We start from the raw sequence: 12,510 nt of genomic DNA on the forward strand, positions 1-12,510 counted from the left end.
CTGCTCGCCCGCGCGTGCGGGCCCGGTCCCGCCGGGCGGCCCGCGGACGGCGGCGTGCCGCCGCTGACCGTGCTGGACGGCCCGGAGCCGGGCCCGGTGCTGCGCATCGGCGACGACGCCGAACGGCTGGGCCGCACGGCGGTGGTGGTCACCGGCGACGATCCGGGCACCGAGGCGCTGCGGCGCGTGTTCCTGGGGATGCTCGCCGACCTCGGCCTGTCCCCCGCCGAGATCGCGCGGCGGGTCGTGACGGTGGCCGCGCCGGGGACCGTCCCGGCGAAGCTCGCGGCGGAGGCCGGCCATCCGGTGGTGGAGGCGCCCGCGCCGACCGCGTTCGGCGCGCTGTCCCCCTACGCGCTGGTGCCGGCCGCCCTGGCCGGTGCCGACATGTCGACACTGCTGGACGAGGCGACCCGGGCGCTGCCGGCGCTGACCCGTCCGGAGAACAACCCCGGCCTGGTGCTGGGCGCGATCCTCGGCGGCGCGGCGCGGGCCGGGCGCCGCACGGTCGTGCTGGGCGGCTACTCCGCGGCGCTGCCGGGCCTGGCGGACTGGGCGGCGCTGCTGCTGGACGAGGCGGCCGGCGGCCGGATCCTGCCGGTGGTGCAGGGCGGCGGGCTGCCGGTGGCGCCCGGCGACGACCTGTTCCTGCTGACGCTGGACGGCCGGCCGCACCAGGACGACGCGACCGTCTCCGGCCCGGCGGCCGGGCAGCTCGTGGTGTGGGAGTACGCCGCCGCCGTCGCCGCCTACCTGCTGGACGGCGACCCGATGGCACCGCCCGGCCGGGCCGCCCCGGTGACGCTGGACGACGGGTCGGGCGACCCGGCGCTGGCCGAGGGCGATCCGGGCCGCTCCGTCGAGGTCCACACCGCCGACCCGGCGCTCGCCGGCGCGACCGACCTCGGCGCGCTGCTGGCGGCGCTGGTCGCGGCGGTCGGGCCCGACGAGCACCTGGCGCTGGTCGCCTACCTCGATCCGGACGAGACCGCCGGGCAGGGCGCGCAGGTCCGCCGGCTCGCGGCGCTGCTGGCCGCCCGCTGCCGCCGCCCGGTCACCGTCGGCTGGGGCGCCCGGCGCCCGGCGGGCGGGAATGATCGACCGGACGCGGGCGTATACCTGCAAGTGACGGGGAACGCCGACCGCGACGTCCCGGTCCCCGGCCGGCACCACCGGCTCGGCGTGCTCCAGTTCGCGCGGGCGCTCGGCGACGCGCGCGCCGCGCGCTCGGACGGCCGCCCGGTCGTCCGGCTGCACCTGCAGAACCGCTGGGCGGGCCTCGCCCGGCTGCTCGACTCCGCCCGGGGCGGGTAGGACGCCTGCGCCGCCGCGGCGCTCCGGCGACCCGGAAACGGCGACGGCGCGTCCGGGAGGGGCGAGACTGTCAGTACACGGGGTCGACACACAGGATGCGTGGTCTGATCGGATGCGAGTAGAAGTGAGGGTAGGCAACGTGCGAGAAGAGGGGGCCGCAACGTGACCGACGCAGCCAATCCGCTCCGGGACCCGCGCGACAAGCGCCTGCCGCGGGTGGCCGGGCCGTGCGTGCTCGTGCTGTTCGGGGTCACCGGGGACCTGTCGCGCAAGAAGCTGCTCCCGGCGATCTACGACCTGGCGAACCGGGGGCTGCTGCCGCCGGGCTTCTCGCTGGTCGGTTTCGCCCGCCGCGACTGGGAGAACGAGGACTTCCGGCAGATCGCCTATGAATCGGTGAAGGCGCACGCGCGGACCCCGTTCCGCGAGGACGTGTGGACGCATCTGTCGGAGGGCATGCACTTCGTCCCCGGCGAGTTCAGCGATCCGGGCGCCTTCGACGCGCTGTCGATGGCGGTGAAGGAGCTGGACGAGAGCCGCGGGACCGGCGGCAACTATGCGTTCTACCTGTCGATCCCGCCGAAGTTCTTCCCGCAGGTGGTCGAGCAGCTGCAGCGCAGCGGGCTCGCCGACCGCAAGGAGGGCGCCTGGCGCCGGGTGGTGATCGAGAAGCCGTTCGGCCGGGACCTGAAGACGGCGCTGGAGCTGAACGACACGGTGCACCGCGTCTTCCCCGAGGAGTCGATCTTCCGGATCGACCACTACCTCGGCAAGGAGACGGTGCAGAACATCCTGGCGCTGCGGTTCGCCAACGCGATGTTCGAGCCGATCTGGAACCGCTCCTACATCGACCACGTGCAGATCACGATGGCCGAGGACATCGGCATCGGCGGCCGGGCGGGCTACTACGACGGGATCGGCGCGGCCCGCGACGTCATCCAGAACCACCTGCTGCAGCTGCTGGCGCTGACGGCGATGGAGGAGCCGACGTCGTTCAGCGCCCAGTCCGTCCGCACCGAGAAGGCGAAGATCCTGTCGTCGGTGCGGGTGCCGGGCGACCTGGAGACCTCCACCGCGCGCGGCCAGTACGCGGCGGGCTGGCAGGGCGGCGTGAGCGTCAAGGGGTACCTGGAGGAGGACGGCATCCCGGCCGACTCCCGGACGGAGACGTACGCGGCGGTCAAGCTGGAGATCGACAACCGCCGCTGGGCGGGCGTCCCGTTCTACCTGCGCACCGGCAAGCGGCTCAGCCGCCGGGTGACGGAGGTGGCGATGGTGTTCCAGCAAGCGCCGCACCTGCCGTTCTCGCACACCGACACCGAGGAGCTCGGGCAGAACGCGCTCGTGATGCGGGTGCAGCCGGACGAGGGCATCACGGTCCGGTTCGGCTCGAAGGTGCCCGGGACCTCGATGGAGATCCGCGACGTGAACATGGACTTCGCCTACGGCGAGTCGTTCACCGAGGCGTCCCCGGAGGCCTACGAGCGGCTGCTGCTGGACGTGCTGATCGGCGACCCGCCGCTGTTCCCGCGGCAGGAGGAGGTCGAGCTGTCCTGGCGGATCCTCGACCCGATCGAGGAGTACTGGGCGAGCCGCGGCGGCCTCGACCAGTACACGTCCGGCGGCTACGGGCCGGACAGCGCCGACGAGCTGATGGCGCGCGACGGCCGCGCCTGGAGGAGGCTCTGATGAACATCGACCTCACCGGCACCACGACGCGCAAGATCCAGGACGCGCTGACGCAGTCGCGGCACCTGATGGGCGGCCCGGCGGTCGGCATGGTGCTGACGCTGATCATCGTGACGGACGAGTCGGCGCAGTACGACGCGGTCCGCGCGGCGACGGAGGCGGCCCGCGAGCACCCCTGCCGGGTGCTGACGGTGATCTCCCGGGACCCGCGCGGCAACTCCTCCCGGCTGGACGCCGAGATCCGGATGGGCGAGACCGGCCCGGGCGAGACGGTGCTGCTGCGGATGTACGGGCCGCTGGCCGAGCACGCCGACTCGGTGGTGGTGCCGCTGCTGATGCCCGACACGCCGGTGGTGATCTGGTGGCCGGGCGGCAAGGTGCCGAAGTCGCCGTCCAAGAGCGGGCTCGGCAAGCTCGCGACGCGGCGGATCACCGACGCGTACGCGGCCCGCGACCGGCTCGGCACCCTTGCCCAGCTGGCCGGGAACTACAGCCCGGGCGACACCGACTTCACCTGGACCCGGCTGACGTCGTGGCGGTCGCTGCTGGCCGCGTCGCTCGACCAGGACCACGACGAGATCATCTCGGGCGAGGTGATGGCCGAGCCGGACAGCCCGAGCGCGGAGCTGCTGGCGGCGTGGCTGTCGATCCGGCTCGGCGTCGCGGTGGAGCGGACGGTGTCGGAGGGCCCGGGCATCACCGGCGTCCGGCTGACGACGACCGGCGGCGACATCGTGATCGACCGGCCGGACGGCCGGGTCGCGACGCTGTGCCGTCCCGGCCAGCCCGACCGGCAGGTCGCGCTGATGCGCCGCCCGATGTCGGAGCTGCTGGCCGAGGAGCTGCGGCGGCTCGACCCCGACGAGGTCTACCGGGAGGCGGCGGCCCGCTTCGCCAAGGACCTCGCGGGCGGCACGTCGGACGAGGGCGTCGCCAGCGAGCCGCTGTCGGGCACGCAGGAGGCGGCCACGACGAAGAAGGCGGAGAAGGAGGCCGCGAAGGAGGGGCTGCCCGCGGCGCCCGCCTCCGCGGCGAAGGGCGGGAAGAAGCCGTCCCGGAGCAAGCCGTCGGGGGACGCGTGACGCCCCCGGCGGTCCTGGTCCACCGCGACCAGGACCTGCTGGCCAAGGCCGCCGCGGCGCGGCTGGTGACGCGGATCGTGGACGTGCAGGCCGCGCGCGGCTCGGCGTCGGTGGTGCTGACCGGCGGCGGCGTCGGCACGGCGGTGCTGGCGGCGCTGGCCGCGACGGGCGCCCGCGACGCGATCGACTGGCGCCGGCTGGACGTGTGGTGGGGCGACGAGCGGTTCCTCCCGACCGGCGACCCCGAGCGCAACGAGACCGGCGCGCGCGCTGCGCTGCTCGACCATGTGGACCTCGATCCGGCGCGGGTACACCCGATGCCGGCGTCGGACGGCCCAGACGGCGACGACGTGGAGGCGGCCGCCGAGCGGTACGCCGCCGAGCTGGCCGCGGCCGCCCGTCCCGAGGACCACGGGCCCGTCCCCTCGTTCGACGTGCTGATGCTCGGCGTCGGCCCGGACGCGCACGTCGCGTCGCTGTTCCCGGAGATGCCGGCGGTGCGCGACGAGCGGCCGGTGGTGGCGGTGCACGGCGCGCCGAAGCCGCCGCCGACCCGGATCTCGCTGACGTTCCCGTCGCTGTGCGCCGCGCACGAGGTGTGGGTGCTGGCGTCCGGGGAGTCGAAGGCGAAGGCGGTGCGGCTGGGGCTGTCGGGCGCCGGACCGGTGCAGGTGCCCTGCGCGGGCGCGCGCGGCCGGCAGAGCACGCTGTTCCTGCTGGACCGCGCCGCCGCGGCGGAGCTCCCGCCGGGGATCGAGCGGATCGCCTCCCCCTGAGGCGTTGATCACGTCAGGGCCGGTGCCGCGCGGTGGAACGCCGCGCGGCACCGGCCTTCGCGCCTTGGTGAGGCCGTTGCCCACCTGTGAGAAAGCCGGGACGTTCCCTCGCATCGGCATGGCTCGCCGCGAGCTGCGCATAACCTGGCCATGAGGTACCGCGTGTCGAACGTGAGGAGTTCGGTGATGCGCAAGGGTCGGGCCGGGACGGCGGGTGCGGCGATCATCGGGGCTTTGGCCATCTCCGTCGCGGGGTGCTCCTCCGGCGGAGGCGACAAGGGCGGCGGTTCCGGCGGCGGCAAGGCCGAGGACGCGGCGAAGCTGGCCATCACCCCGGCGACCGGCACCAAGCAGGTGGCGCCCGATCAGCCCGTCCTGGTGAAGGCCGACAAGGGCAAGCTGACCAGCGTCACCCTCACCTACGGCAAGAACCAGAAGGCCGAGGGCAAGCTCGCGCCGGACGGCAAGTCGTGGCGATCGTCGTGGGGGCTCCGGCCCTCGACGACGTACACGGTCACCGCGCAGGGCTCCGGCGACGGCGGCAAGCAGGTCACCGCAACGTCGACGTTCACCACCCTGACGCCCGCCAAGAAGCTGGAGACCGGCATGTCGCCGCTGGACGGCGAGACGGTCGGCGTGGGGATGCCGGTGCAGCTGCTGCTGTCCAGGCCGGTGAGCACCAAGGCCGGCAAGCAGGCGGTGGAGAAGGCCCTCGAGGTCCGGATGTCCACGCCCGTGCAGGGCGCCTGGTACTGGATCAGCGACAAGGAGGTCGACTTCCGGCCCCGCGACTACTGGCCGTCCGGCGAGAAGGTGAAGGTCATCGCGCACCTCGCGGGGCTGAAGGCGGGCGAGGGCATGTACGGCATGAAGGACCGGACGCTGAGCTTCACCGTCGGCCCGAAGCACATCACCACCATCAGCGACGGCACGCACCGCGCGACGGTCACCGAGAACGGCAAGGTCGTGCGGACGATGAAGGTCAGCCTCGGCAAGCCCGGCCACGACAGCTACAGCGGCACGATGATCGCGCAGGAGAAGTCGGCGCACATCATCATGGACTCGGCGACGACCGGCGACCCCGGCGAGTACCGGATCCCGACGAGCTGGAACGTGCGGCTGACCTACAGCGGGACGTTCGTGCACTCGGCGCCGTGGTCGACGGGCGAGCAGGGCGTGTCCGACGTCAGCCACGGCTGCGTGAACGCCTCCCCCACCGACGCGAAGTGGTTCTTCAACTTCACGAACCGGGGCGACGTCGTCAAGGTGACGGGGACCTCGCGGAAGCTGCAGTTCGGCAACGGCCCGACGCCGTGGGTGAAGTCGTGGGACGAGTGGCTGCAGGGCAGCGCGCTCGGCGTGCCCGTCACAGGCGCCCCGCTGAACTGACCCGGCCCCGCTGGCCCGGTCGGCCCCGCTGGCAGACTGGGTCCATGCAGAAGCTCTCGCTGGACGCGCAGGTACGGGACCACCTCAAGCGGGCCGCCGCGGCGGCCACGGGACGCAGCGCCGAGACCGTCTACGGCGGCCACGAGCACGTCCTGCGGCAAACGCTGATCGCGCTGACCGCCGGGACGGCGCTGACCGAGCACGAGAGCCCCGGCGAGGCGACGCTGCTCGTCCTGCACGGGCGGGTGCGGCTGACGAGCGGCGACGACGCGTGGGACGGCATGTCCGGCGACATGCTGATCATCCCGCCGGCCCGGCATGCGCTGGAGGCGCTCGAGGACGCCGCCGTGCTGCTGACCGTCGCGAAGCACTGAGCGGCCCCGCTCGGCCGGGTCAGCCGGCGGCGAGGACGGCGACGCCGAGGGCGACCAGCAGGGCGACCTTCACGCCCTCCAGCGCCACGTAGTACAGGTGGCCTCGGGAGCGGGGCTGGTCGTCCTCGCCCGCGAGGACCCGGTCGGACCGCTTGTTGAGGCGCGGCCGGACGGCGCCGAGCTGCACGGCGAGCAGCACCACCAGCACGGCGGTGAGCACGGTGACGGCGACCGGCGGGCCGCCGGCCGCGACCGCGGCGACCACGGCGACGGCCAGCACGATCTCGACGAGGTTGAGGGCGCGGAAGACGATGCGGCCGATGCCCAGCCCGATCGGGATGGTCACGCCGGGCGCGCGGAACTTCAGCGGCGCCTCGAGGAACGAGATTCCGAGCACCATCCCGAGCCAGAGGAAGGTCAGGGCGCCTGCCGTGGCGGCGGCGGTCGCGTTCATGGTCGTCGAATGCCTTTCGCAAAGAGGGGTCAGGTGCGCCGGAGGCGGGCGAGGCAGGCGCCGGGCTCGGCGAACGGTTCGAGCCCTTCGGCCTCGACCGGCGCGTCCAGCTCGGCCAGCGCGCCCCGCATGATGCCGAGGTGGACGTCGCAGACCAGCGGCCCGTACTCCTCGGCCAGTTCCAGGAACGGGCAGTGCCGCAGCCGGACGGCGTCGCCGGAGGGTTCGGGCGCGAAGTCGAGGTCGGCGAGCAGCGCGGTGAGCCGCTCGGTCGCGTCGCCGGCGCTCGTCCGGCTGAACGGCGGCGGCCGGTCGACCAGGAAGCGGCCCCATTCGCGGCCGGCGCGCTCGGCTTCCACGCGTCCGCCGGGCCCGGCGGCGAGTCGGCTGAGCAGGATCTGCGCGAGCAGCCGGTAGCCGCGCGAGCCGCTGCGGTCCATGCCGGGCCGGGCCGCGTACACGGTGCGGGGCCGGCCGGGACCGGACGGCCGTTCGAGGGTCCGCTCGGCGGCGCCGTCCGCCACCAAGGCGTCCAGGTGGAAGCGCGCGGTGTTGGGGTGGACGCCGAGCCGTTCGGCGACGTCGGCGACGCCGAGCGGGGCGCCGGCGGTGCGCAGGGCGTCCAGGGTCTCGCTGCGCCGGTGCCGTTCGGGAGGCATGGCCCTCATCCTTCCCCCGCCCGCGCTGGCACCGCGATCACGTAGGTCACAGCGCTCCCCCTCCAGGGTTTTTACAAATAGTACATGTAATAATCATGGCAACCGAGAGGGGCACCCATGTCCGACGTGTTCATCCAGGCCACCGAGACCGACCCGGCCGTCCGCGCGGCCACCGAGGTGCGGAGCGTCCACCGGCGGCTGCTCGAACGGCTCGCCGCGCTCGCCGCGCGCGAGCCCGGCCAGGACCACGCGGTCCTGGCCGGGTTTCTGGACGGCGAGCTGCGCCGCCACCTCGCCGCCGCCGACGAGGCCCTCTACGCGCCCGCGTCCGGCGCGCCCGAGACGCGGCTGCTCGTCCGGGCCCTGCGCGCGACGGTCGCCGAGATCGAGGGACTCGCCGGCGCGGTCGCCTCCGCCGCCGACCCGGTGCGCGCCGCCCGCGACCTCGCGGCCGTCCTCGCCGTGCACTTCACCGTGGAGGAGACCGTGCTGCTGCCGGCGCTGGCCGCGCTGCCCGGTGCCGATCTCGGCCTGCTGGCCGGCGACCTGCGCACGCTGCTGGACGGCGGGCGGCTGGAGCGCCCGGACGAGATCGACGTCCGGGAGATCCCGCGCGGGCGGCGGCACCCCCGGATCTTCGCCCGGTTCGCGCGGCTGGCGCCCGGCGAGTCGTTCACGCTGGTCAACAACCACGACCCGAAGCACCTGCGGCGCGAGTTCGAGCTGGCGCACCCGGCCGCGTTCACCTGGGACTACGACGCGTCCGGGCCGGAGCTGTGGCGGGTGCGCATCGGCCGTCCCGCCGCCTGACGCCCCGCCTCACCCCTCCGGGGTGCAGGTGAGGTCGCGCGCGGGCAGAGGCCGCCCGCCGAGCAGCGCACCGTAGAACGCGTTCACGTCGCGCGGGGTGGAGATCAGCGCGCCGCCGGCCCAGGCGACCGTCGTGTTCATGTCGGTCATGTCGGCCCGGCGGACCGTCCCGCCCTGGTCGGCGCGGACGTAGCCGCGCAGGTGCGGGCCCCTGATCCAGGTCTCGTCACCCGGCCCTGCGCCGCCAGCCGCAGGACGGTGACGGCGGTGAACGTCTTGGTGATGCTGCCGACGCGCACGCGCGGGTCCGCCGGCATGGGCCGTCCCGTCCGGCGGTCGGCCCGCCGGCGCTTCGGTTCTCGTGTCGTCATGTCCTTCGACGCTAGGCGCGGGCGGCCCCGGCCACAGTGGCGCGCTCACCCCGGTTCGCCGTGGGGCAGGCGGGACGGCCCTGTTGGGGACAGCCCCACATCCGCGTCCGGCAAGGGGTTGACATGTTTTGATTGGCGTATCAATAATGAGGCCATGACGAAGAGCCGGACGGCGCGCAGGCCCACCGCCGAGGAGCGCCGCGAGCAGGTGCTCGAGGCGGGGATCAGCGTGTTCGCCGAGTTCGGCTACCACGCCGCGAAGACCTCGGACATCGCCAGGCGGGCCGGCATCTCCCAGCCCTACATCTACGCGCTGTTCGAGGACAAGAAGACGCTGTTCCTCGCCTGCCTCGAACGCGTCCGCCGGCAGATGCGCGACGCGTTCGGCCGGGCGTGGCGGCCCCGCGCCACCCCCGAGGAGTCGCTGGCCGAGATGGGCCGCAACTACGGCGCCTTCCTCGCCAACCCCGACTCCCCCCGCTGCCAGCTCCAGGGCTACGCGGCCTCCTCCGACCCCGAGATCCGCGAGTTCATGCGCAAGGGCTTCATCGAGTCCGCCGAGATGATCACCGAGCTGTCCGGCGCCGACCACGAGGCCGTGGTCCGCTTCATGGCCGTCGGCCACCTGCTGATCGTCGGCACCGTCCTGGACCTTCCCGACCACTACGTGCGGCCCACCGCGTCCCACTGATCCGGCACTCCGCCGCACGCCCGCGTTCTCATCCCGCCAACCCGAGGCGGGCCGCTCGTCTCTCGCATTTATAGGTGTATCAATCAATACTCCGAGGAGCCTCACATGTCATCCCCCCAGACCGCCGCCGCGCGCGGCACCGCAACGCCCGCAACGGTTGCCCCCGCCCCGTACCCGCGACGCTGGTACACGCTCGGGGTGCTCTGCCTGTCCCTGCTGGTCATCGTGGTCGACACCACGATCGTCAACGTCGCGATCCCCACGCTCGCCGCCTCGCTGGACGCCGGCTCCGGCGCGCTGGCGTGGATCGTCGACTCCTACACCCTCGTCTTCGCGGCCCTGCTGCTGCCCGCCGGGAGCCTCGGCGACCGGTACGGGCGGCGCCGCGCCCTGTCCGCCGGGATGCTCGTGTTCGGCGCCGGGTCGCTGGGCGCGGCGCTGTCCGGCACCGCCGCGCAGCTCATCGCGGCCCGCGCGGTGATGGGCGCCGGCGCCGCGCTGATCATGCCGGCGACGCTGGCGCTGCTCACCGCCGTCTTCACCGACCCGGCCGAGCGGGCCAGGGCCGTCGGGCTGTGGTCGGCCGTCAGCGGCCTCGGCGTCGCGATCGGCCCGACCGCCGGCGGCTGGCTGCTCCAGCACTTCTCGTGGGGCGCGATCTTCCTGGTGAACGTGCCGGTCGTCGCGGCGGCGCTGGCCGGGGCCGCGTTCCTGGTGCCCGCCTCTTCCGCCCCGCACCGGCCGCCGGTGGACGCCGCCGGGACGGTCCTGGCCGTCGCCGGCCTCGGCGCCCTCACCTACGCCGTCATCCAGGCCGGCGAGGACGGCTGGGCCACCACCGGCACGCTGGCGCGGTTCGCCGTCGCGGCCGTCCTGCTCGCGGCGTTCGGGTACTCGCAGGTGCGCGCCGCCGCCCCGATGCTCGACCTGAGCCTGTTCCGGGACGGCCGCTTCACCGCCGCCGTCGCTTCGGTCACGGTGATGTTCTTCGGGCTTGCGGGCGTCACGTTCGTCCTCACCCAGATCTACCAGTTCGTCCTCGGCTACTCGCCGCTGGAGGCCGGGGTGCGCGCGCTTCCGGGCGCGCTCGCCCTCGCCGCCGCCTCCCCGCTCGGCACCCGCGTCGCGGCCCGGTTCGGGATCCGCGTGGCGATCACGGCGGGGATGGTCACCGCGGCGGCCGGGCTCGCCTGGTTCGCGACCGCCGACGGCGGCAGCGGCTACGGGCACTACGTGGTCGCCTCGGTGCTGCTGTCGGCCGGGATCGGGCTGACCATGTCGCCCGCCACCCAGTCGTCGCTGTCGGCGCTGCCGCCCGCCAAGACGGGGATCGGCTCGGCGGTCAGCAACACCAGCCGCAACCTCGGCACCGTCCTCGGCGTCGCGCTCGTCGGCAGCATCGCCGCCACCGTCTACAGCGGGCGGATGCCGGAGGGCCCGGCGGGCGAGTCCGTCGGCGCCGCCGCCGGGATCGCCCGGCACCTGCCGGCCCCGTCCGCCGCCGCGCTGCACGACACCGCCGCCGCCGCGTTCGTGCACGGCGCCGACCTCGGCGTCCTCATCACCGCCGCCGCCGTTCTCGTCACCGCCGCGCTGGTCGCGCGGCATCTCCCCGGCCGCCGCTGACCCGCGGGGACCGTCGACCAAAGTCGATGCCCGCGCCGACCCTGGACCGCTCCGGGGCCGGCGCGGGCTCGCTAGCGTTGGCGGCATGGATCCCGCCGGCCCCTCCCCCGCGACCGGCCCGTCCCGCCTCGCCGCCCGGCTCGACCTGCGGCGCCCGTGGCGGGCCTGGCTCGGCGACCTCGGCGTCACCGCCGGGGCGGCGGCGCTGGGCCTGCTGCTGCTCCAGGGGACGCTGGACGACCCGACGCCCGGCCAGCGGATCGTGGTGCCGGTGGACCTGTCGGCCGGCGCGGTGTCCCTGGTGTTCCTCCTGCTGTTCCGGCGGCGCTTCCCGGTGGCCGTCGCGGTGACGATGATGTTCGCGCAGTGGACGGCCACGTCGACCCTCGGCACGGCCGCCGCCGCCATGTACTCGCTGGCGATGCTGCGCCCCTGGCGGACGCTCCTGCCGGTCGCCGCCGCGAACCTGGCGCTGATCGCCGTGCTCTTCTGGATCACCTCGCCCTGGGTCCAGTTCCGCCAGGGCATCGTCATCTTCGGCCTGATCTACGCGGTGCTGATCACGACGGGGATGCTGGTGCGGTCCCGGCGGCAGCTCATCGCCTCGATGGAGGAGCGGGCGCGCGCCGCCGAGGAGGGGCAGCGGCTGCGGGTGGAGGAGGCGCGGCTGCTGGAGCGCGAGCGGATCGCGCGGGAGATGCACGACGTCCTCGCGCACCGCATCTCGCTGCTGGCGGTGCACGCGGGGGCGCTGGAGTTCCGCCCGGACGCGCCCGCCGACCAGCGCGCCGCCGCGGGGGTCATCCGGCAGAGCGCCTACGAGGCGATGGAGGACCTGCGCGAGGTCATCGGGGTGCTGCGCGGCGACTCCGGCGGCGCGGAGGCCGACCGCCCCCAGCCCGCGCTCACCGACGTGCCGGACCTCGTGCGGGAGGCGTCCGGCGCCGGCGGCGAGGTGGTCCTGGACGACCGGGTGCCCGACCCGGCGGGGGTCCCGGTCCGGGTCGGGCGGCACGCCTACCGGATCGTCCAGGAGGGGCTGACCAACGCCCGCAAGCACGCGCCGGGCGCGCGGGTCCGGGTGACGCTCGACGCGCCCGGCGGGACGGCGCTGACCATCGAGATCGTGAACCCGGTCCCGCCCGGGCCGCCGCCCGCCGCGCTGCCCGGCGCGGGCGCCGGGCTGGTGGGGCTCGGCGAGCGGGTCGCGCTGCTCGGCGGCACGCTGGAGCACGGCCGGACCGGGGACGGCCGGTTCCGGCTGCACGCCCGCCT

14 protein-coding genes are annotated in these 12,510 nt (G+C 74.6%); 10 read left to right on the plus strand and 4 right to left on the minus strand.

Going from position 1 to position 12,510, the window contains the following annotated elements; translation table 11 throughout:
* The 6 genes from F9B16_RS51740 to F9B16_RS43660 all read left to right on the plus strand — a co-directional run.
* Window positions 1–1,314 (plus strand): glucose-6-phosphate isomerase (locus tag F9B16_RS51740; RefSeq protein WP_192809282.1); only part of this gene is annotated, 1,314 nt, incomplete at its 5' end.
* Window positions 1,315–1,476: 162 nt separating this feature from the next.
* Complete coding sequence (zwf, locus tag F9B16_RS43640; RefSeq protein ID WP_151546146.1) at window positions 1,477–3,003, plus strand: glucose-6-phosphate dehydrogenase; 1,527 nt, start codon at window positions 1,477–1,479, stop codon at window positions 3,001–3,003.
* Window positions 3,003–4,085, plus strand: a complete 1,083-nt coding sequence (locus tag F9B16_RS43645) for a glucose-6-phosphate dehydrogenase assembly protein OpcA (RefSeq protein WP_151546147.1) — start codon at window positions 3,003–3,005, stop codon at window positions 4,083–4,085. The genes zwf and F9B16_RS43645 overlap by 1 nt, the downstream gene beginning before the upstream one ends.
* Window positions 4,082–4,861 (plus strand): 6-phosphogluconolactonase, encoded by a 780-nt coding sequence (gene pgl, locus F9B16_RS43650; protein WP_151546148.1) that lies wholly within the window; start codon window positions 4,082–4,084, stop codon window positions 4,859–4,861. The genes F9B16_RS43645 and pgl overlap by 4 nt, the downstream gene beginning before the upstream one ends.
* Before the next feature lie 186 nt (window positions 4,862–5,047).
* A complete protein-coding gene (locus F9B16_RS43655) occupies window positions 5,048–6,250 on the plus strand; it encodes a L,D-transpeptidase (RefSeq protein ID WP_151546149.1) in 1,203 nt (400 codons plus the stop codon).
* 44 nt (window positions 6,251–6,294) lie between these two features.
* Window positions 6,295–6,624 carry a cupin domain-containing protein gene (locus tag F9B16_RS43660; RefSeq protein ID WP_151546150.1) on the plus strand — a complete coding sequence of 110 codons (330 nt, stop codon included), beginning with the start codon at window positions 6,295–6,297 and terminating at the stop codon, window positions 6,622–6,624.
* Between the two features lie 19 nt (window positions 6,625–6,643).
* Here the strand turns inward: F9B16_RS43660 and F9B16_RS43665 are convergent, their stop codons facing one another.
* Together F9B16_RS43665 and F9B16_RS43670 are read right to left on the minus strand one after the other, a co-directional pair.
* Window positions 6,644–7,078: a hypothetical protein gene (locus tag F9B16_RS43665; RefSeq protein WP_151546151.1), complete on the minus strand. Its 435-nt coding sequence runs from the start codon at window positions 7,076–7,078 to the stop codon at window positions 6,644–6,646.
* A 29-nt stretch (window positions 7,079–7,107) separates the two neighbouring features.
* Window positions 7,108–7,737, minus strand: coding sequence for a helix-turn-helix transcriptional regulator (locus F9B16_RS43670; RefSeq protein WP_151546152.1), 630 nt, complete (start codon window positions 7,735–7,737; stop codon window positions 7,108–7,110).
* 117 nt (window positions 7,738–7,854) lie between these two features.
* Here F9B16_RS43670 and F9B16_RS43675 point away from each other — a divergent pair, with 117 nt between their 5' ends.
* A complete protein-coding gene (locus tag F9B16_RS43675) occupies window positions 7,855–8,547 on the plus strand; it encodes a DUF2249 domain-containing protein (RefSeq protein ID WP_151546153.1) in 693 nt (230 codons plus the stop codon).
* Window positions 8,548–8,556: 9 nt separating this feature from the next.
* Here F9B16_RS43675 and F9B16_RS51745 read toward each other — a convergent pair whose 3' ends face one another.
* Together F9B16_RS51745 and F9B16_RS43680 are read right to left on the minus strand one after the other, a co-directional pair.
* Window positions 8,557–8,697: a hypothetical protein gene (locus tag F9B16_RS51745; protein ID WP_192809283.1), complete on the minus strand. Its 141-nt coding sequence runs from the start codon at window positions 8,695–8,697 to the stop codon at window positions 8,557–8,559.
* Complete coding sequence (locus tag F9B16_RS43680) at window positions 8,694–8,918, minus strand: serine hydrolase (protein WP_151546154.1); 225 nt, start codon at window positions 8,916–8,918, stop codon at window positions 8,694–8,696. The genes F9B16_RS51745 and F9B16_RS43680 overlap by 4 nt, the downstream gene beginning before the upstream one ends.
* A gap of 154 nt (window positions 8,919–9,072) precedes the next feature.
* Here F9B16_RS43680 and F9B16_RS43685 point away from each other — a divergent pair, with 154 nt between their 5' ends.
* From F9B16_RS43685 to F9B16_RS43695, 3 genes are all read left to right on the plus strand, one after another.
* Window positions 9,073–9,609, plus strand: coding sequence for a TetR/AcrR family transcriptional regulator (locus F9B16_RS43685; RefSeq protein ID WP_192809284.1), 537 nt, complete (start codon window positions 9,073–9,075; stop codon window positions 9,607–9,609).
* Window positions 9,610–9,714: 105 nt separating this feature from the next.
* Window positions 9,715–11,235, plus strand: coding sequence for an MFS transporter (locus F9B16_RS43690; protein ID WP_151546156.1), 1,521 nt, complete (start codon window positions 9,715–9,717; stop codon window positions 11,233–11,235).
* 85 nt (window positions 11,236–11,320) lie between these two features.
* A partial coding sequence (locus F9B16_RS43695; protein ID WP_151546157.1) for a sensor histidine kinase occupies window positions 11,321–12,510 on the plus strand: 1,190 nt, incomplete at its 3' end.

Source organism: Actinomadura montaniterrae, from assembly GCF_008923365.1.
Taxonomy (GTDB): Bacteria; Actinomycetota; Actinomycetes; order Streptosporangiales; family Streptosporangiaceae; genus Spirillospora; species Spirillospora montaniterrae.